This is a genomic window from Streptomyces sp. NPDC006235 (assembly GCF_040613735.1).
Taxonomy (GTDB): Bacteria; Actinomycetota; Actinomycetes; order Streptomycetales; family Streptomycetaceae; genus Streptomyces.
Genome location: NZ_JBEXSR010000034.1, coordinates 17,922 through 36,297, shown reverse-complemented (window position 1 = coordinate 36,297; position 18,376 = coordinate 17,922). Strand labels below are relative to the sequence as shown.

The following is an 18,376-nucleotide window of genomic DNA, read 5'->3' as shown; positions in this document are numbered from 1 at the left end:
TGAACTGCCGGAAGATGGCGGGAAGTTGTACTGTTTGGTTGTGGACCCGGAACACGCCCCCGTCAATGGACGGAAGAGGTCGCAACGGCCACAGAGGACACATCACGAGGTGGCCGACGAACTGCGCGCCCGGATCAGGTCGGGAGAGCTGCAGCCGGGCGAACGCATGCCCACCCAGGCACAGCTGGCCCACGAGTTCGGCGTCGAGCGCGGTGCCGTACGCCAGGCCCTGCGCATCCTCCAGTCCGAGCGGCTGCTCACCAACGTGTCCAAGGGCAGCCCGGCGACCGTCGCCCCCGACCCCGCCGGGGCGCTGACCGGGCCACAAGCCCCGCCGCTGCCCACCACGGTGGCCCTCGCGCCCCGGATCGCGGCGGCCTTCGCGGCGGAGCACGTCGAGATCGACGCCGTGTGCCTGACCGCCATCTCCCTCACGCTCGCCATCGGTGAGCCGCTGCGGCAGATCCACGCCGGACGGCTGAAACCGGCCAAGGTCGACGTCCGGGTCCTGCTGCCGAGCCGGGACATCGACCTCGCCTTCCCGGTGCCGGTGGGCGGACACGGTGACGACTCGGTGCACGAGCGGTGGCTCGCGATGCGCAACGCCCAGGGGCAGGTCCTGAGGCACAACCTCCTGGCCCTGCGCTCCACGCACGGCATCGACGTGCACGTCACGTTCCGCGCGCTGCCCTTCACCCCGCCGGTGAAGCTGTATCTGCTCAACAACACCGAGGCGCTGTTCGCGTACTACACGCTGATGCGCCGGGAGGCCGAGATCGACCACGAGCACCTGGAGATGTACGACGCCCAGGGCACCCAGTCGATGCTGTTCTCCTTCCAGCAGGGCCCCGGCCTGCGCGACACGACGTTCGTCGAGCAGTCGCACCTGTGGTTCAACGCACTGTGGGAGACGATCAGTTCGGAGCTGGTGCTCACGAGCTGACGTCACCGGACGGGGCCCGTCATCAGCAGGGCGAGCACGACCGCCCCGACGGAGCTGACGGCCGGGCTCTTGGCCTTGATGCCCACGGTGAGAAGGATCAGCCCGACGATTCCGGCCGGGCCGTACTTCCACTGGACGAGCTGCTCGAAAGCGACGACGAAGGCGGCGGAGAGGAGAGCGAGGGCAGGCATCGGAGTTCCCCCTTCGGAAGCAAAACTTCCGCCAACTCAAGCGAGTTGGCAACCAACTCTGATTAAGTTGTCCCCACTTGGCTACTAGTAATAAACAACTTTCAAACAACTCCCGTCAGATGGATCAGAGTTGTAGCGTTTGGTCGTGACCCAGGAGAGCGTGGCAGTGAACGGCAGCAGCAGGCATTCGCCCCAGAAGATCGCCGACATCCTGCGGGAACGTATCCGCGCCGGTGAGCTCAAGCCGGGCGACCGCCTGCCCACCCAGGCCGAACTGGCGGAGGAGTTCGGCGTGGAGCGCGGCGCCGTCCGGCAGGCCCTGCGGGCACTCCAGGAGGACGGCCTCCTCACCAACGTCAGCAAGGGCAGCCCGCCGCGGATCGCCACGCCCGCCCCGGCCCGCGGCGAGCCCCAGCCGACGATGGTGGGCCTGGCACCGCGGCTCACCGAGGCGTTCTCGGCCCGCCGGGTCCGCGTCGACGTCGTCTGCCACACCGCGGAGACCCTGATGGTCGCCATCGGGGAGCCGCTCCGCCTGATCCACGAGGGCCGTATCCACCCCGAGTCGATCGACGTCCGCATCCTGGTGCCCTCCCGGGACATCGAGCTGGCCTTCCCCGTCCCGGTCGAGGCGCACGGCGACGACAATCCGGTCCACCGGCGCTGGCTGGCCATGCGCAACGCCCAGGGGCAGGTCCTCCAGCACAACCTGCTCGCCCTGCGCTCCACGCACGGCATCGACGTGCACGTCACGTTCCGCGCGCTGCCCTTCACCCCGCCGGTCAAGCTGTACCTGCTCAACGGGGAGGAGGCGCTGATCGGCTACTACATGCTGACCAGGCGAGAGGAGGAGTGGGGCAGCCGGACCCTGGACATGTACGACGTCCTCGGCTCCCAGTCCCTCCTCTTCTCCTTCGTGAAGCGGGCGGGTCTGCGGGACGCGGCTTTCGTGCAGGAATCCCAGAAGTGGTTCGACGCCCTCTGGGAAACCATCACCACGGACCTGACACTCTCCTAGTGACTCCTGATACGACGCAGACTGGTTCGGTGACAGTCGAGAACGAGAACGATCAGTACCATCTTCCGACTCTGATCAAAGGCGCCCGTGTCGTCCTGTGGGACTTCGACGGGCCCATCTGCCGGCTGTTCGCGAGGCACTCGGCGGACGGGGTGGCGACCGACCTGGTGGCCTGGCTGGAGGGCCGGGGGCTGCACGGCCTGCTGACGGAGAGGGAACGCGAGACGCTCGACCCGCAGGTCGTCCTGCGCGCCGTGGACCGCCGGCATCCCGGCAGCGACCTCGTCGCGGAGCTGGAGGAACGTCTCACCCATGAGGAGCTGCGGGCCGCGTCCTCCGCGATGCCGACCCCGTACGCGGATCCGCTCATACGCACCTGGTCCGCGGTGGGCTCCGGCCTCGCCATCACCACCAACAACTCCCCGCGGGTGGTGCGCACGTACCTCGAGGGCCGGGGCATCGCCGGCTGCTTCGCCCCGCACATCTACGGCCGCGCCCAGGAACTCCACCACCTGAAGCCGGACCCCCACTGCCTCAACCGGGCGCTGAACGCCATGGGTGCCGCCCCGGCCGACGCCCTGATGATCGGCGACGCCCCCTCGGACCACGAGGCCGCCGTCCGGGCCGGGGTGCCGTTCCTCGGGTACGCGAGCAACCCCCGCAAGGCCAAGATCCTCAAGGACGCGGGAGCCGACACCGTCATCGAATCCCTGGAGCCGGTGCTGGCGTTGCTGCGCGGCTAGCCGGCGCCGGTTCACCTGGGAGAGGGGAGTTCGGATCGATAGCCCGGTTCTCCCCTGATGACGGCGTCCGGTGGAGTAACGTGCCTTCCCCCTTACACCATCCGCACCACCGGGGCAGGCTGAACCACCCAATGACACCCCCATCGGTCTCCGGTGCTCGGCAGCGAGCAGTCGAGATGAGCGGCGACCCGAGCCTGGTCAAGGGGCCGCTCAAGGGGTACCACCACGAGACCTACGTCCTCGCGCTGCCCGGTGGGACCCGAACCGTCAAGGTCCGTGAGCCGCGCTCCGAGATCCTGTGGTTCGACCGGCGGTGCTTCCGGTCGGAGGAGGCGCTGCTGCGCGCCCTCCAGGAGCACATCAGCCGCGTGCCGGGCATCGTCGAGGTCGCCGGCATGGGATTCCAGCGCTTCATCGAGGGGCGGACGCTCGGGGAGCAGCGGCGGCCGGGGCGGCGCGTCCCCGACGCGGTGTTCCGGCAGATCGTCGATCTCTTCCGGGAGATGGTCCAGGTCACGCCGGACATGCTGCGGGTGGAGCGGCGCTGTGAGGACCGCGACCGCGCCGAGGACGGGGACAGCGACGGCTTTCTGGAGCGGCTGGTCGTCTTCGTCGAGGAGCAGGTCTACCGGAAGAACCACGCGGAGTTCGCCGGCCTGTTCCACGCGCTCGGCATCTCGGACGAATCGTTCACCCTGCTCCGGAAGCACGTCCTCGGGCTCCGGAAGCGCCCGTTCTGTCTCCTGCACGGGGATCTGCACCGGGAGAACTTCGTCCTCGATCCGGGGGGCCGGCTCTGGGCCATCGACTGGGAGCTGGCCATGCTGGGGGATCCGCTTTACGACCTGGCCACCCACCTGTACCTGATGCGCTACCCGGGCGACCAGGAGCACCGTATGGTCCGCGAGTGGTGCGACCTCGTCGAGGGGATCCGGCCGGGCAGCTCGGCCGGGTGGGAGCGGGACCTGCCGCTGATCCTCGACTTCAAGCGGGCGCAGTCGGTCTTCACCGATGTCATCCGGGTGTCGCTGTCCCTGCGCGAGGACGCGGCCTTCAACTGGGTGGCCCTGCCCGTGGCCGCCGGCAAGCTCCAGAAGATCCTCACCGCCGCGGCGCGGCCGCTCGGGCTGGCGCAGGTGCCGAGCCGCTCGCAGATCATGGCCGCGCTGATCCGCTGGCACACGTCCTGACGCGGAAGCCGGCCTCGCGCCACTGCGTAGGCTCGCCGCATGAGTGAGATCGGGCTGCGGGAGCGCAAGAAGCAGCGCATGTACCAGGTCGTGTCGGACATCGCGATCCGGCTCTTCCTGGAGAAGGGGTTCGACGCGGTGTCCGTCGCCGAGGTGGCGGCGGCGGCCGAGATCTCCAAGCCGACGCTGTTCCGGTACTTCCCGGCGAAGGAGGACCTGGTCCTGCACCGGATCGCCGACCACGAGGGCGAGGCCGCCCGGGTGGTGGCGGCGGCGGAGGGCGATCCCGTGGAGGCGCTGCGGCGGCACTTCCTTCAGGGGCTGGAGCGGTGCGATCCCGTGACCGGGCTCAACGACGACCCCCGGGTGCTCGCCTTCCACCGGCTGCTCTACGGGACGCCCTCCCTGGTCGCCCGGGCGCACACGCACCAGGAGCGGTCCGAGGCCGCGCTCGCCGAGGCGCTCGGGGGTGATCTGGACGCGCGGCTCGCGGCCGGGCAGATCATGGCCGTGCAGCGGATCCTCGCGCTGGAGAACTGGCGGCGGATCGCGGCGGGGGAGCGGGTGGTGGACGTACGGGCGGACGCGGTGGCGGCGGCGCAGCGGGCGTTCGGATGGCTGGCGGCGGGGCTGCCGCCCCGCCTCCGGGGCGATACCGGCAACAGCGATACTCGGTAATAAATTTAACTCGGTTACGTTTTCGCGGTACGCTCTGTGGAATGACGTCGACCGAGCCTGCCCTTCAGCCTGTCCTCGACCGTGAACGCGCCCACCACGACCGCTGCCGGGCCGCCCTCGCCGCGATGGTCGAGGGGGCCGGGGAGCAGGTCGTCATCGGCGAGGACGTATCCGCGTCCGGCGCCGATGCCGAGGTGCTCGGGTACCGGCTGCGCAGCCACGCCAAGGCGCTGCGCGAGCTGCCCGAAGGGCCCTTGTTCTTCGGCGCCTTGCAGCGGGAGGAAGGGCAGTTGCACATCGGCCGGCTGCGGATCTCCGAGCATCCGGCCGAGCCGCCCCTCGTCGTCGACTGGCGTGCGCCCGTCTCACGCGCCTTCTACCAGGCCTCGGCCCGCGACCCGCAGGGCGTCGCCGTGCGCCGCCGGTTCGGGTGGGCGCCCGGCAGCCGGGGCGACTCCGGCGACCTCACCGGCCTGGAGGACGAGCACCTGGGGCAGGGCGAGGCGCGGACCAGCGAGATCGTCGCCCGGGAGATCGAACGGCCGCGCGTCGGGCCCATGCGGGACATCGCCGCGACCATCCAGCCCGAGCAGGACGACCTCGTACGGGGGGACCTGGCGGTGTCGGTGTGCGTGCAGGGGGCGCCCGGCACCGGCAAGACCGCCGTCGGGCTGCACCGGGCCGCGTATCTGCTCTACACGCACCCCCAGCGCATCCGCCGCGGCGGTCTGCTGATCCTCGGGCCCAACCGCACCTTCCTGTCGTACATCGCGGAAGTCCTGCCGTCCCTCGGCGAGACCGGCGTGCGGCAGTCGACACTGGCCGAGGAGATCGCGCGGCATCCGGTCAGGGGCCGTGACGAGCCGGCGGCCGCCGCCGTCAAGCACGACGCCCGGATGGCCGAGGTGCTGCGGCGGGCGCTGTACGCGAGGGTGCGCGCCGAGGGGCCCGGCTCCCTCGCCGTGCCGGACGGGTCGTACCGCTGGCGGGTGCCGGCGCAGACCCTGGAGGGAATCGTGGCGGACGTACGGGAGGAGGAACCGCCCTACGGGGTCGGGCGGGAGCGGGTGCGGGCGCGGATCGTGAGGTGCCTGCGCGAGCAGGCCGAACGGCGGGCCGGGCCGCCCCCCAACGCCTGGGTGCGCCGGATCGAGCGGGCCCGGCCCGTGTCCGCGTACGTCGACGCCGTCTGGCCCCGGGTGCGGCCCGAGGAGGTCGTGGCCGGACTGCTCAGCGATCCCGGGGCATTGGCGGAGGCCGCCGACGGGCTGCTGGACCCCGACGAGCAGCGGGCGCTGCTGTGGCGCAAGCCGCCCCGGTCGTGGAAGTCGGCCCGCTGGTCGGCCGCCGACCTGGTGCTCCTCGACGAGGTCGCCGGGCTGATCGAGCACCCGGAGGGGTACGGGCACGTCGTCGTCGACGAGGCGCAGGACCTGTCCCCGATGGAGTGCCGGGCCATCGCCCGCCGGGCGCCCTTCGGCTCGCTGACGGTCCTGGGCGACCTGGCGCAGGGGACGACACCGTGGGCGGCCCGGTCGTGGCCGGCCGTCCTGGCACACCTGGGGAAACCGGACGCGGCCGTCGTCGAGTTGACCACCGGCTTCCGTGTGCCGCGCGCGGTCGTCGCCCTCGCCAACCGGCTGCTGGAGCGGCTGGACGTGGACGTACCGGCGGCCCGTTCGCTGCGCGGGGACGGGGAGCTGCGGATGCGCGAGACGGCCCCGGACGGCGTGCCCGGCGCGGCCGTCGAGGCCGTCCGGGACGCACTGGGGCGGGAGGGCTCGATCGGGGTCGTCGCGGCGGACGCGGACGTGCCCCGGATCCGGGCGGCCCTGGACGCGGCCGGCATCGACGCGGCGGCCCCGGACGAACTCGGCGCACGGGTGTCCTTGGTACCGGCGAGCGTCGTCAAGGGCCTCGAGTACGACCATGTCGTGGCCGTCGAGCCGGCGGCGATCGCCGAGGCGGAGGAACGGGGACTGCACCGGCTGTACGTGGTGCTGACGCGGGCGGTGACACGGCTGGAGGTGGTGCGGGGGCGGCCGTTGCCGTTCTAGGCCGAGCCAGGCCCGGCCTCCCTGAGGGCTCATCGCCGCCCGATGACCTCCGCGATCCGGATGAAACCGTCCGTCCCGTGGCCGAGCCCGATCGCGCGGCGGGCCATGCCCTCGGCCGCGCGCATGACGCCGGCGTCGATGCCGTGGGACTCGGAGACGTGGACGATGTGGGCCATGGACGACACCGCCGAGGTGAGCGGGTTGCCCTCGCCGGAGTAGGTGCCGGCGTCGGTGTCCGCCGCGGTCTCGGCGAACAGCGGCGGCAGGATCGCGCCGATGCCCTGGGCGAAGGGCGCCAGCTCGCCGGCGGTGACGCCCTCGGCGCGGGCCACCGCCAGGGCGTGCGCGTAGCCCGCCATCGCCGTCCAGAAGATGTCGAGCAGGGCGATGTCGTAGGCCGCGGCCCGGCCGGTGTCCTCGCCGAGGTGGGTGTGGCTGCCGCCCAGGGCCCGGCGCACGGGGGCCAGTTCCTCGTAGAGGTCCGCCGGCCCGCTGTGCAGGAACACGGCGTCGGGCGTGCCGATGGTCGTCGTCGGGGTCATGATCGCGCCGTCCAGGTAGCGGACGCCGCGCGCGGCGGCCCAGCCGGCGGTGTCGCGGGCCCGGGCCGGGGTGTCGGCGGTCAGGTTCACCACCGTACGGCCCTTGAGTGCGGCGGCGACGTCGTCCTGGCGCAGGACGGCGTCGACGGCGTCGTAGTTCACCACGCAGACGACGACCACGTCACCGGCGGTGACCGCCTCGGCCGCCGAGCCGGCGCCCACCGCCCCGCGTTCGACGAGTTCCCGGTCTCTGCCCGGCGTGCGGTTCCAGACCGTGGTCGGCAGTCCCGCCTCCAGGAGGGCACCGGCCAGCGCGCGGCCCATCGGGCCGAGACCGAGAACCGTGACGGCGGGCCGCGCGGAATGTTCCGGGAACGAGGACGTGCTGTACGTGGACACGCTGGAACTCCCTTGGCAACATGCACAATTGATGAGGAATGGGGCTGCAGGATGACGCGCCGGCGCCAGGACCCGAACGTCTGCGGAGTGACCGCCGCGATCGCCGTGATCGACGGCAAGTGGAAGACGACCCTGCTCTGGCTGCTGGAGTCGGGCCCGCACCGCCCGGCGGAACTGCGCCGGCGGCTGCCGGGCCTCACCGAGAAGGTGCTGACCGAGGCACTGCGCGAGATGGAGACGGACGGGCTGGTGCGCCGGGAGGTGTACGACGTGCTGCCGCCGAAGACGGTCTACTCCCTGACCCCGTTCGGCCGCGAACTCACCGAGGCACTGGCCCCGCTGTCCGACTGGGGTCACCGGCGCCTGGAGAAACTGGCCGGGACGCAGGCGACCCGGTCGGCCTCCTGACGCCCACGTTCACCTCCGTCCCATCGGTATCCGGCGCCTCACCGACGGCCCACCACCAGGTTCGCCCGACCCGGGCCCGCTGCCAAGTACCCACAAAAAAGTGGGTGTTGCGCGTACGCGTACTGCCTCACGAACCCGCCGCGAAGGGGCCGCCCTCGGTGAAGGCCAGGGCGTGGAAGCGTTCACCGATGCGGCGGTGGGTGGCGGCGTCCGGGTGGACCTCGTCGGGGAGGGGGAGTTCGGCCGCGTCGGAGGCGCCGTAGAGGTCGAGGCCGTCGCGGTAGTGGATGTTCGGGTCCTCGGCGGCGCGCTGCCGCACGATGCGGGACAGCTCCTCCCGGATGACGCCGAGCGTCAGCTTCCCGGCGGGCACCTCGGCCGGGTCGCCCATCGCGGCGAACCGCAGTCGGCCCTCGCCGAGCGCGCTGATGTCCGGGGCCGTCGGCCCGGGCGTGGTCTCGTGGATGGCGCAGTGGACGGAGGAGACGACCAGCAGCGGGACGTCGGGGTGCCCGTCGCGGATCGTGTCGAGGAAACCGTGCACGGCCGGGCCGAACGCGCGCAGCCGCATCGCGTCCGCGTTGACGATGTTGATGCCGATCTTCACGCTGATCAGGTCGGCCGGGGCGTCCCGCATGGCGCGCGCGGTGAACGGGTCGAGCATCGCGCTGCCGCCCAGGCCGAGGTTGACCAGTTCCACACCGCCGCGCAACGCGGCGATCGCGGGCCAGATGGCGGTCGGGCTCGCGGCGTCGGAGCCGTGGCTGATCGAACTGCCGTGGTGCAGCCACACCCGGCGGCCCCGGTCCGGCACGGGCGCCACGGGCGCGTCGGTGCGCAGGGCGACGAGCTCGGTGGTCTCGTTGTGCGGCAGCCAGATCTCGACGTCCTTCTCGCGCGCGGGCAGCCCCGTGAAGCGGACGGTGCCGACCGGGCCCGGTGTGACCTCGCCGGCCCAGGTGGCCATGTCGATCGTGAGGACGTTGCCGCCCGTCCCCGCGGCCTGGCCGGCCGGGTGGCCGTCGACGAGCAGGTCGTACAGGCCGTCCGGGCGGGGCGGGAAGCCGGCGTAGTCGCGCTTGGTGCGCAGCGTGTCCAGCTCGACGGCGGTCGCGGCGGTACGGAACGCCAGCCGTACGCCGGACGGCTGGGCCTCGGCCATGGCCAGCTGGGCGTTGGTGTTCTGCGCGCGGGCCCGGGCGGGCAGCCGGTGCGGGAGCAGCCCGTGTTCGGTGCGCTCCAGGTCGAGGGCGCCGCGCAGCAGATCCGCCGTGAGGGGGGTGGTGATCCAGTCGTGCTCGGTGTGCATGGGTGTCAGCCTCGGGGGTCGGTGGGGGGTTCGGGCCAGTTCCGCAGCAGCGTGTCGAGGGCGTCGAGGATCCGGGTCCAGGTGGCGTCGGTGTCGGGGGCGCTGTGGCTGAACCCGCCGCCCATCTCCAGGCTGACGTAGCCGTGGAAGACGCTGCCCAGCAGCCGGACCGCGTGGGTCTGGTCCGGTTCGGTCAGGTCGTAGCCGCGCAGCAGCGCCCGGGTCATCTGCGCGTGCCGGACGCCGGCGCTCGCCGCCGCCGTCTGCGGGTCGAGCCGCAGCTGGGCGGCGGCGTAACGGCCGGGGTGTTCCCGGGCGTAGTCGCGGTAGACGTTCGCGAGGGCGGCCAGGGCTTCCTTGCCGGACCGCCCGGCCAGGGCGTCGGCGGCCCGGTCGGCGAGTTCCGTGAGCGCGAGCAGGGCGATCCGGGTCCTGAGGTCCTGGGAGTTCTTCACGTGCGAGTACAGACTCGCGACCTTGACGTCGAACCGGCGGGCGAGCGCCGAGACGGTCACCTGATCAAACCCGACCTCGTCGGCCAGCTCGGCACCTGCCCGGGTCAGGCGCTCCGGTGTCAGTCCTACGCGTGCCATACGGTCACTCCCTTCTGCCAGAAGGTAGTGTGCATCTGCCTAAGGCCTTTAGGCAAATCTCCATGGAGTTAGGAATGTCGGATACTGGCTCAGGCGTCCTGAAGGGCACGCCGGGCGGGCGCACGCAGCCTCCTGCCCCGCTTGGTCGGGCCCCAGGGCTTCAGGACGGAGAGCACCGTCATGAAGACGTAGGCGGACAGCGAGACGACCGGCCCGAACAGCACGTCACCGGCATCGGGCAGGGGCCCGCCCGCGGCGACGGCGGTCCCCGCGGAGTTCACCCCGGGGCGCAGGGCGAACACCGTGGCGGTGGTCGTGGCGAGGGTCAGCCAGAACTTCGTGTACACCCAGCGGTGCAGGGTCAGTCCCCACGGCGTGCCCAGGGACAGCACCAGTCCGCTGAACAGGGTGAGGAACGCGACGGGGAGCAGGAGCCAGTCGGCGAAGAGCTTCATGGCCCGGACGGACGACTCCACGGTCACGGCGGACCCGGTGGTGGCCGCGGTCGTCCCGAGCGCGAGCAGCCCGAGCGTGAGTCCGAGCCAGCCCGCGGAGGCGAGGACGTGGACGACCAGAACGGCCCGGCGCGCCGGGCGGCCGAGTTTCGGAATCGAGTGGGGCATCTGCTTCGGCTTCACGCTGCCACCGTGCCGGGCGGGGGGTGGCGGTGGCGTCTTACGGCGGGAGTAAAGCGGCGTACTGGCTTGGGAGTACGGGCCGGAGAGTACGGGCGGGGGACCGGCATGTGCTCGCTCGGCGTGACGGCCCGGCCCTGTCAGTGCCGTCGTCTACCTTCACGCCATGACCGAGCCCTCCCACCTCACCGCCGTCCGGGAGTCGTACGACACCGTCGCCGCCGACTACGCCCGGCTCGTCAAGCAGCCGGCCGAGCTGGACCCGGTGTCGCGCGCGATGCTGGCCGCCTTCGCCGAGCTCGTCCGGCCGCCGCACCCCGGGCCGGTGGCCGACCTCGGCTGCGGCCCGGGCAAGGTGACGGCACATCTGGCCGCCCTGGGTGTGCCGGTGTTCGGCGTGGACGTGTCGCCGGAGATGGTCGGGCTGGCCCGGGAGGCGTACCCGGATCTCCGCTTCACCGTCGGGTCGATGACCGCGCTGGAGATCGGCAGCGGCGAACTCGGCGGCATCCTGGCGTACTACTCCACCCACCACACCCCGCCGCAGTGGCTGCCGACCGTGTTCGCCGAGTTCCACCGCGCCCTCGCGCCCGGCGGCCGCCTGATGCTGGCCGGCCCGGTGGGCGGCGGCGAGCACCTGCGTCCGTCGCACGCCTACGGCGACCACCCGGTGTCCTACGAGTCGTACCTGCTGCCGCCGGAGCGGATCGCCGAACTGCTGCACCGGGCCGGGCTCGTCATCACGACGCGTGTGGTGCAGGAGCCGGACGAGGGGACCAAGCGGCAGATCGGCACGTTCCTGGCGTACAAGCCGCGGTAGCGGGCGGCGGGCCCCGCCACTACCCGCCGCTACCCGACGTGCAGCCACACCCGCAACGGGCCGGCCGGCTCGAAGCCGTACCGGAGGGCGGCCTGCAGGTCGTCACCGCTCTCGTAGCCGACCACGGGCAGGGCGGGGAAGAGTCGGCCGAGCAGGTGCAGCAGGCCCGGCCAGGCCGCGTCGGGCCCGCCGTCCCGCCCGAAGACGTTGGAGACGCCGACCACCTGCGCGCCACGGGTGGCCACCGCTCCGGCGACGACGCGCCCGTCACCGGCCCGCCCCGCGATCACGAAGGTCTCCGGGCCGGCGAGCAGCCCGTCCCGCCAGAGGTCCGCGTCCCCGGTGCCGCCGTCCCAGGCCAGTGCCCAGGCACGCAGCGCGTCCGGATCACGCACCACGTCCCACGCGAGATCCATGGGCCCCGGGGCGCGCGTGGGCGCGGCCGCACCCGCCGGACGGTGGATCCACCCCGCCTCGAACAGCACCCGGAACCCGGCCCCCGTCAGATCGAGATCGGCGAAGCTGTCCTTGACCGAGGCGCCGGGGGAGCCCGTGTCGACCCGTGCCACGAGCGCGTCCGGGTCGGCGCCCGGCTCCAGCGTCACCGCGTCGGGGTAGTAGACCGGCGTCCGCCCCGCGGCGGCCCACGCCTCGCCCTCGAACTCACCCGCCACCCCATGCGCCCGGCACATCGCCGCGCACCACTCGGCGTTGTTGCGGGCGGCGGCCCGGACCAGGAAGTGCGGGGAAGTCGTCATGGGTGCGGATCATGATCGTGCAGAGCCTGGCAGTCGAACGATTTTGGGCCGGGCCGCTTCTAGGGTGATCGCGAGTGTCCACCGACGATCGGGCCAGGAGGCCGGCATGTCCGTACAGATGAAGTTGAGCGCCATCACCCTGGACTGCCCTGACCCCCTCGCGCTGGCGGCGTTCTACCAGGCGGCCACCGGCCTCGAACCGCACCCGAGATCGAACGCCGACTTCGCCTCTCTCGGCGGTGGGGACGGACTCTCCCTCGGCTTCCAGCGGGTCGACGACTACCGAGCCCCCAGCTGGCCGGGCCAGGACGTGCCCCAGCAACTGCACTGCTGTTTCAGGGTCGCGGACCTGGAGGAGGCCGAGGCCCGGCTGCTGGAGCTGGGAGCGGGCCGGCCGGAGCGGCAGCCGAACGAGAGCAGGTGGCGGGTGCTGACGGACCCGGCGGGGCATCCCTTCTGCATCGTCGGAGGCCTCAGTTCTTGACGGCCTCCGCGATCTGCTGGGCGGCCTCGGCGGGCGTGAGGTGGGTGTCGACGACCTCGGCCTCGGCGTGCAGCCAGGTGCGGGCCGCCTCGGCATAGGGCTCGAGGTACTGGAGGCGGAACGGAGAGTCGGGGCCGAGAACGGTGTCGCCCGCGATGCGCCCGCGCAGGGTGTCCTGGTCGGCGTGGAGGAACGGGATCAGCTGCTGCACGAGTGCGCTGGTCGTCGTCTTGCCCGCGACGTGGGTGCCGTTGAGCCATACGATCACGGAGCTTCACGCTAGCGGCTCCGGTGGTGAGACTGAGTACGATCGGTGCCGCCCCCCCCCGCTCGGCCGGCCTGTTTCACGGTGGCTGCATGCGATGTGCCAACCTGCGGCCGAAAGTCTGGCTCGGCGCTTCAATGCAGCGGTAGGTCAGCAGACACAGGGGCAGCAGCACGGTGAAGAACGCCATTTCGAGCGCGAGATGGTCCTGCCGCTGTCGGCCGATCGTGCTGTCGAACACCGCCAGCAGCACGGGATGCACCAGATAGACCGAGTAGCTGATCGTTCCCAGTCCGGTCAGCATCCGCGGCACGCGCCGGCGACGCCACGCCAGTCCGGCGCCGAAGGTGAGCACAGCCAGCAGGAATGCGACGATCCAGCCGCGCCGCGTGAAGTGGTCACCGTCGCCGTACCGGTACGCACTCCCCACGGCAGAGGCGACAACGATGGCGGCAGCGCCGACGGCACAGCGCCAGGTGGTCTGACCGTTCTCGGCGCGGTGGACGGCGGTGCCGAGGAACATCACGGCGAGGATCACCAGACCCTCCCACACCGGGACTGTGCCGTTGAGCGGGATCAGGACGAGCGCCGGCACCCCGCCCAACACACCCCCGAACCCCCGGAGCACGGGTGACCTGGCGCTCGCACAGCAGACGGCGACCACCATGGCGATCGAGGCGAGCGCGATCAGCGGGCCGGTGCCGACCAGGCCGGACAGGGCAGAGGCCGGCAGCACCACCCCTGCCGTCACGCTCACAGCGGCGAGCACGGCCAAGAGGACGGCGACCGCCGCGGACTGCTGGTGAAGACGGACCGTGAACAGAGCGACGACCAGCAGGTAGAACGACATCTCGTACGAAAGCGTCCACAGGACGAGGAGGAGATTGGGTGTGCCCAGTAACTCCTGGAGCATCGTGGCGTGGGCGACAGCCACCGTGACAGCGCTCTGCTGACCGAAGTCACGCATTTCCGCTATACCCAAGAGGTTGACGGCGAGGAACACCGTGACGACAGCCGCCCACAGCGGGTACACACGGAAGATCCGTCCGATCCAGAACGTCCGGACGCAGCCCCGGCGTTCCAGCGACGCGGGGATGATGTAGCCGCTCACCAGGAAGAACACCATGATGCCGTAGCGGCTGGTGTTGAACTGCGGCATCAACTCCCTTCGGAAGTCCGCCATGAACGTGTACGACGAATGGTCGAACACCACGACGAGTGCGGCGATGCCGCGCAATGCGTCCAGCCAGCCCAACCGCGACGAACCGGCCACGGTGAAGGCCATCAGTAATCGTGATCTGACCGAGAGTGAACGTACTCGTGAAGCGGGGAGGAGGGGTGGGGATTGCATGCGCAGACGGAGTCCTCTTCGGTGAGGGGGTTGGTCGGGCGTGTCGTGGGGCGGGTGCCGACGTGGTCCGCACGGGGTGGGGCGCCGCTCACATCACCGAGTTCAGCGGCTGGAGCATTGTTCGGCAGCACCGTTCCGGCGGCCTGACAATTGGCTGTCCGCTCTGATGCAGGGGCGGCTGGAGGGGTGAGGGTGTGGCAGGTCGTCGTGAGGTGCCGGTGGATCCGGCGGCCGGTCCGGTGCAGCGGTTTGCGTTCGAGTTACGCAGGCTGCGAGCGGACGCGGGTGGGATCACCTACCGGGCGCTGGCCCAGCGGGCGGGCTACTCGGTGACCACGCTGTCCCAGGCGGCGGCGGGCGAGCAACTGCCGACGCTGCCGGTGGCCCTGGCCTATGCGGGGGCGTGCGGGGGAGACCTGGCGGAATGGGAGGCCCGGTGGAAGGAGGCGGTTGAGGAGTCCGCCGGTGACGGCTTCGGGGACGACGACGGATCAGTCGCGCCGTACCGGGGGCTGGCACGGTTCGAGACCGGTGACAGCGCCTTGTTCTTCGGCCGGGAACAGCTCACCGCCGACCTGGTCGACCTGTTGCGCCGTCGGCGGTTCGCGGCGGTCTTCGGCCCCTCCGGCAGCGGCAAGTCCTCCCTGCTGCGGGCCGGACTGATACCCGTCCTCCGGCAGGCTCAGGAGCCGGACCTGCGTCCGGCCGCGCTCCGGATCCTGACCCCGGGCGACCGCCCCGCTCGTACCCATGCACCGCTCCTCACACCCGCGGTTCCCGGCGACGGCAGCGCCGGGCCGGACACGTTCGTGATCGTCGACCAGTTCGAGGAGGTCTTCACCCTCTGCCACGATGCCGCCGAGCGTGCCCGCTTCATCGACCTGCTGCTGGCCGCCTGTGAGCCCGAGAGCCGCTTACGGGTGCTGTTGGCGGTGCGCGGCGACTTCTACGGCCGCTGCGCCGAACACCGCGATCTGGCCGACGCACTGCGCGATGCCAACCTGCTGGCCGGTGCGATGAGCCCAGTAGAACTGCGTGCCGCGGTCGTCAAGCCGGCCACGGCCGCCGGACTGACCGTGGAACGCGCGCTCACCGCCCGGCTGGTCGAGGAGGTCGCCGACGCGCCGGGAGGCCTGCCGCTGATGTCCCACGCGTTGCTGGAGACCTGGCGTCTCCGCCGCGGCAAGACACTGACCCTGGCGGGCTACGAGGCGACCGGAGGGCTGGACGGCGCGATCGCCAAGACCGCCGAGAAGGTCTACGGCCGGTTCACCGATGGCCAGGAGGCTGCCGCCCGCCGGGTGTTGCTGCGGCTGGTCGCCCCTGGATGGGGGTCCCCCCGCTCGAGCGAAGTCGAGAGTGGGGGAGGCGCCCCCGACACCCGTCGTCCCGTCGAGCGCGCGGAACTGACCGGCGCCGGCCGGGACGACACCGCCCAGGTGGTGGAGGCACTCGCCCGGGCGCGACTGCTCACTCTGGACGGTGACACCGTCGAGATGGCACACGAGGCTCTGATCACGGCCTGGCCCCGCCTGCGCGGGTGGATCGAGGAAGACCGCCAACGCCTGCGCGTGCACCGGAACCTGACGGAAGCGGCCCAGGCCTGGCAGGAACTGGGCCGCGAGAAGGGCGCCTTGTACCGGGGAAGCCGGCTCGCCGCCGCCCAGGAACACTTCGGCGGCGCACCGCCCGAGGACCTGACCGACCTGGAGCACGCCTTCCTCGACGCCAGCCGCGACCACGAGCAGAAGGGCCGTCGCCGGTACCGGCGGGTGCTCACCGCGGTCACCACCGCTTTGTGCCTCGCCCTCGCCGCCGCCGGCCTCGCCGTGGGGCAGTGGCAGAGCGCGGTCACCGCCCAGCACCTGGCCCAGTCCCGGCAATTGGCCGCCCAGTCCAGTGCACTGCTGGACTCCGAGCCCGACCTCGCCGCACTGCTCGCCGTGCACGCCTACCGCACCAGTCCGACCCGCGAAGCCACCGCCGCCCTGTATGACGCCGCGGCGCTACCGCTGCGCAAGCGCCTGATCAGCGGCACCGAACCCGTGGATTCCATCGCCCTCAGCCCGGACGGACGCACCCTCGCCGCCAACAGCCGAGACGGCAAAGTGCGGATCTGGAGGCTGCCCGAAGGTCAGCTCCTGCACACGTTCGCCGGCTACGACAGCGGCGAAGTCGTGCTGTTCAGCCCCGACGGACGCACCCTCGCTGTCACTGCCGTCCCTGCCGCCGACGTGATGGTGGCCCTCCTGGATCCGGTCACGGGCAGAAAACTCAGAACTTTCACCATCCCCGACGGTGCGGTTCGCGGGATGGCTTTCAGCCCTGACGGTCGTACCGTGGCCGCCGCCTCCGCAAGTGCCGTACGGGTATGGGACGTCGCCACCGGCCGCAGGCGGCACAGCTTCACCGACCTCGACCCGCAGGCGGTTGCCTTCGGCCCTGACGGACGTACCTTCGCTGCGGTGAGCGGTAACGGAGCGGTGCGGGTGTGGGACGTGGCCACCGGCCGCACCCGGACCGCCCACGACGACCAGATTGAGGGCGCTGCGGTGGACTTCAGCCCTGACGGCCGGACATACGCGGCTGTCCGCACCGAAGGTTCGGTGCAACTGCGGGAGGTGGCCACCGGCATCGTTCGGCGCACCATCAGGGGCAGTGCCAGCGAGTTGGACGGAGTGGCTTTCGCTCCGGACGGGCGGACCCTCGCCATCCCCGGTCGTGGGGACACGGTACGGCTGTGGGACACCGCCTCCGGCGCAGCGCTGGCCACCGTAACCGCCGGCCATAACGGACGCGGGGCCATGGACGTGGCCCTCAGCGCGGACGGCCGCACGCTGGTGACCAGCAACAACGGGGACCCCGTCGTCCGCATCCACCGCCCTGCTGTTGATCGCCCGCAGACCACTCTGTCAGGCCATGCAGGCACCTCCGTCTCGGACTTGGCATTCAGTCCGGACGGACGCTCGGTGGCCACAGTTCACCAAGGGCCGCCCGGCCGTGGGTCGGCGCAGCTCTGGGATGCCGGCACCGGTGATCGCGAGGCCACACTGGCGCTCGACACCGACCCGGCACTCCGGGGAAAGCGGCTGCCTTTCCCGGTGGAGCGCCTCGGGGCCGTGGGCTTCAGCCCGACCGGGCGCGCCCTGGCCGCCAGGGCCCTCAAGAAGAGGGTGATCGAGGTCCGGGATGTTGCCACGGGCCGCCTTCGCCAAAGCCGTGCCTTGCGCGCCCTCCGCATGGCGACCTTCAGCCCCGACGGAACGCGGCTCGCCATCGTCGGCATGGAGGGATCGGTGCGGATCTGGCACCTTTCAACCGGCGCACTGCGCACCGTCCACACCGGCCACGGCCGATCCGTCAGAACGTTGGCGTTCGCCCCGGACGGCCGCACCCTTGCCGTCGTGGGGATCGGGGCCGGCGGCGATCAGGTCACGCTGCTCGACGCCGCAACCGGCCGCAAGCTGCGCACCATCAAGCCGAGCGGGGGCCCCCTGTCCCTCGCATTCAGCCCGGACGGGCACACTCTGGCCACCGCCGGCAGCAGCAACGGATACGTGAAGACGTGGGATGCGCGCACCGGTCGGCTCCAAGACAGCTTCAGAGTCGGCGATAACGTGTCGGCGCCGGCTTTCAGCCCTGATGGACGCACCCTGGCCGCAAGCAGCGTCAGAGGAGTCCAGCTGTGGGACCTCGCCACCAGCCAGACCAGAATCACCCTGCCGCCCCGCTCGCCCGCAGCAGTGGCGTTCAGCCCGGACGGACGCACCCTGGCCGTCAGCGCGGGCAGCTCCGTCGGGCTGTGGAAAGTGGACCTGCCCGACCCCGCCCGCGCCATCCGCACCATCTGCGAGGCCATCGACACCACTCTCACGCCTCTGGAACAGTCCCGCTACCTGCTCGACGAGTCCGCTGAAACCGGCTGCCAGTCGGCAGCGCGATAGGCCCCCGGGGTGGCGTGGCGCACTTTTGCAAGCGGGTGCTTGCAATAG

The 18,376-nt window shown here is 71.5% G+C and carries 18 protein-coding genes; 10 read left to right on the top strand and 8 right to left on the bottom strand.

Annotated elements, in window-relative coordinates; all coding sequences use genetic code 11:
- Positions 1 to 34: 34 nt before the first annotated feature.
- Positions 35 to 943 carry a GntR family transcriptional regulator gene (locus ABZ192_RS31000; protein ID WP_356927790.1) on the top strand — a complete coding sequence of 303 codons (909 nt, stop codon included), beginning with the start codon at positions 35 to 37 and terminating at the stop codon, positions 941 to 943.
- 2 nt (positions 944 to 945) lie between these two features.
- Here ABZ192_RS31000 and ABZ192_RS30995 read toward each other — a convergent pair whose 3' ends face one another.
- Entirely contained in the window at positions 946 to 1,134 is a 189-nt protein-coding gene (locus ABZ192_RS30995; RefSeq protein ID WP_356927789.1) for a hypothetical protein, read from the bottom strand.
- Between the two features lie 139 nt (positions 1,135 to 1,273).
- Here ABZ192_RS30995 and ABZ192_RS30990 point away from each other — a divergent pair, with 139 nt between their 5' ends.
- The 5 genes from ABZ192_RS30990 (at position 1,274) to ABZ192_RS30970 (ending at position 6,820) form a co-directional block, all read left to right on the top strand.
- Positions 1,274 to 2,152, top strand: a complete 879-nt coding sequence (locus ABZ192_RS30990) for a winged helix-turn-helix domain-containing protein (protein WP_356927788.1) — start codon at positions 1,274 to 1,276, stop codon at positions 2,150 to 2,152.
- Positions 2,101 to 2,895, top strand: a complete 795-nt coding sequence (locus ABZ192_RS30985; RefSeq protein WP_356927787.1) for an HAD family hydrolase — start codon at positions 2,101 to 2,103, stop codon at positions 2,893 to 2,895. Before ABZ192_RS30990 ends, ABZ192_RS30985 begins: the two co-directional genes overlap by 52 nt.
- Positions 2,896 to 3,071: 176 nt before the next feature.
- Positions 3,072 to 4,085: an aminoglycoside phosphotransferase family protein gene (locus tag ABZ192_RS30980; protein ID WP_356927786.1), complete on the top strand. Its 1,014-nt coding sequence runs from the start codon at positions 3,072 to 3,074 to the stop codon at positions 4,083 to 4,085.
- 39 nt (positions 4,086 to 4,124) lie between these two features.
- Positions 4,125 to 4,763: a TetR family transcriptional regulator gene (locus tag ABZ192_RS30975; protein ID WP_356927785.1), complete on the top strand. Its 639-nt coding sequence runs from the start codon at positions 4,125 to 4,127 to the stop codon at positions 4,761 to 4,763.
- Between the two features lie 41 nt (positions 4,764 to 4,804).
- Positions 4,805 to 6,820: an AAA family ATPase gene (locus ABZ192_RS30970; RefSeq protein WP_356927784.1), complete on the top strand. Its 2,016-nt coding sequence runs from the start codon at positions 4,805 to 4,807 to the stop codon at positions 6,818 to 6,820.
- 29 nt (positions 6,821 to 6,849) lie between these two features.
- On the opposite strand, the gene ABZ192_RS30965 is transcribed toward ABZ192_RS30970, so the two are convergent.
- The gene (locus ABZ192_RS30965; protein WP_356927783.1) at positions 6,850 to 7,761 is read right to left on the bottom strand and encodes an NAD(P)-binding domain-containing protein; all 912 of its coding nucleotides are present in this window, start codon (positions 7,759 to 7,761) and stop codon (positions 6,850 to 6,852) included.
- 51 nt (positions 7,762 to 7,812) lie between these two features.
- On the opposite strand from ABZ192_RS30965, the gene ABZ192_RS30960 reads away from it, so the two are divergent.
- Positions 7,813 to 8,169, top strand: a complete 357-nt coding sequence (locus tag ABZ192_RS30960; protein ID WP_356927782.1) for a helix-turn-helix domain-containing protein — start codon at positions 7,813 to 7,815, stop codon at positions 8,167 to 8,169.
- Between the two features lie 127 nt (positions 8,170 to 8,296).
- Here the strand turns inward: ABZ192_RS30960 and ABZ192_RS30955 are convergent, their stop codons facing one another.
- The 3 genes from ABZ192_RS30955 to ABZ192_RS30945 form a co-directional block, all read right to left on the bottom strand.
- Positions 8,297 to 9,478, bottom strand: a complete 1,182-nt coding sequence (locus tag ABZ192_RS30955; protein ID WP_356927781.1) for a GDSL-type esterase/lipase family protein — start codon at positions 9,476 to 9,478, stop codon at positions 8,297 to 8,299.
- Between the two features lie 5 nt (positions 9,479 to 9,483).
- Positions 9,484 to 10,071 carry a WHG domain-containing protein gene (locus ABZ192_RS30950; protein WP_356927780.1) on the bottom strand — a complete coding sequence of 196 codons (588 nt, stop codon included), beginning with the start codon at positions 10,069 to 10,071 and terminating at the stop codon, positions 9,484 to 9,486.
- Positions 10,072 to 10,160: 89 nt separating this feature from the next.
- The gene (locus tag ABZ192_RS30945) at positions 10,161 to 10,694 is read right to left on the bottom strand and encodes a DUF2269 domain-containing protein (protein ID WP_356927858.1); all 534 of its coding nucleotides are present in this window, start codon (positions 10,692 to 10,694) and stop codon (positions 10,161 to 10,163) included.
- 178 nt (positions 10,695 to 10,872) lie between these two features.
- Between ABZ192_RS30945 and ABZ192_RS30940 the strand changes: the two genes are divergently transcribed.
- Entirely contained in the window at positions 10,873 to 11,526 is a 654-nt protein-coding gene (locus tag ABZ192_RS30940) for a class I SAM-dependent methyltransferase (protein WP_356927779.1), read from the top strand.
- Positions 11,527 to 11,555: 29 nt separating this feature from the next.
- Here the strand turns inward: ABZ192_RS30940 and ABZ192_RS30935 are convergent, their stop codons facing one another.
- The gene (locus ABZ192_RS30935) at positions 11,556 to 12,284 is read right to left on the bottom strand and encodes a hypothetical protein (protein ID WP_356927778.1); all 729 of its coding nucleotides are present in this window, start codon (positions 12,282 to 12,284) and stop codon (positions 11,556 to 11,558) included.
- 106 nt (positions 12,285 to 12,390) lie between these two features.
- Between ABZ192_RS30935 and ABZ192_RS30930 the strand changes: the two genes are divergently transcribed.
- Positions 12,391 to 12,768, top strand: coding sequence for a VOC family protein (locus ABZ192_RS30930; RefSeq protein WP_356927777.1), 378 nt, complete (start codon positions 12,391 to 12,393; stop codon positions 12,766 to 12,768).
- On the opposite strand, the gene ABZ192_RS30925 is transcribed toward ABZ192_RS30930, so the two are convergent.
- Together ABZ192_RS30925 and ABZ192_RS30920 are read right to left on the bottom strand one after the other, a co-directional pair.
- Entirely contained in the window at positions 12,758 to 13,036 is a 279-nt protein-coding gene (locus tag ABZ192_RS30925; protein ID WP_356927776.1) for a hypothetical protein, read from the bottom strand. The genes ABZ192_RS30930 and ABZ192_RS30925 overlap by 11 nt on opposite strands.
- A 76-nt stretch (positions 13,037 to 13,112) precedes the next feature.
- Positions 13,113 to 14,318, bottom strand: a complete 1,206-nt coding sequence (locus ABZ192_RS30920; protein WP_356927775.1) for an acyltransferase — start codon at positions 14,316 to 14,318, stop codon at positions 13,113 to 13,115.
- 260 nt (positions 14,319 to 14,578) lie between these two features.
- Between ABZ192_RS30920 and ABZ192_RS30915 the strand changes: the two genes are divergently transcribed.
- Positions 14,579 to 18,328 (top strand): helix-turn-helix domain-containing protein, encoded by a 3,750-nt coding sequence (locus tag ABZ192_RS30915; RefSeq protein ID WP_356927774.1) that lies wholly within the window; start codon positions 14,579 to 14,581, stop codon positions 18,326 to 18,328.
- Positions 18,329 to 18,376 lie beyond the last annotated feature (48 nt).

Bases quoted from the DNA above. Each gene is read 5' to 3' on its own strand.
- ABZ192_RS30995 (WP_356927789.1), bottom strand. From the start codon at position 1,134: ATGCCTGCCCTCGCTCTCCTCTCCGCCGCCTTCGTCGTCGCTTTCGAG.
- ABZ192_RS30980 (WP_356927786.1), top strand. From the start codon at position 3,072: ATGAGCGGCGACCCGAGCCTGGTCAAGGGGCCGCTCAAGGGGTACCAC.
- ABZ192_RS30975 (WP_356927785.1), top strand. From the start codon at position 4,125: ATGAGTGAGATCGGGCTGCGGGAGCGCAAGAAGCAGCGCATGTACCAG.
- ABZ192_RS30970 (WP_356927784.1), top strand. From the start codon at position 4,805: ATGACGTCGACCGAGCCTGCCCTTCAGCCTGTCCTCGACCGTGAACGC.
- ABZ192_RS30960 (WP_356927782.1), top strand. From the start codon at position 7,813: ATGACGCGCCGGCGCCAGGACCCGAACGTCTGCGGAGTGACCGCCGCG.
- ABZ192_RS30955 (WP_356927781.1), bottom strand. From the start codon at position 9,478: ATGCACACCGAGCACGACTGGATCACCACCCCCCTCACGGCGGATCTG.
- ABZ192_RS30950 (WP_356927780.1), bottom strand. From the start codon at position 10,071: ATGGCACGCGTAGGACTGACACCGGAGCGCCTGACCCGGGCAGGTGCC.
- ABZ192_RS30945 (WP_356927858.1), bottom strand. From the start codon at position 10,694: ATGCCCCACTCGATTCCGAAACTCGGCCGCCCGGCGCGCCGGGCCGTT.
- ABZ192_RS30940 (WP_356927779.1), top strand. From the start codon at position 10,873: ATGACCGAGCCCTCCCACCTCACCGCCGTCCGGGAGTCGTACGACACC.
- ABZ192_RS30935 (WP_356927778.1), bottom strand. From the start codon at position 12,284: ATGACGACTTCCCCGCACTTCCTGGTCCGGGCCGCCGCCCGCAACAAC.
- ABZ192_RS30930 (WP_356927777.1), top strand. From the start codon at position 12,391: ATGTCCGTACAGATGAAGTTGAGCGCCATCACCCTGGACTGCCCTGAC.
- ABZ192_RS30920 (WP_356927775.1), bottom strand. From the start codon at position 14,318: ATGGCCTTCACCGTGGCCGGTTCGTCGCGGTTGGGCTGGCTGGACGCA.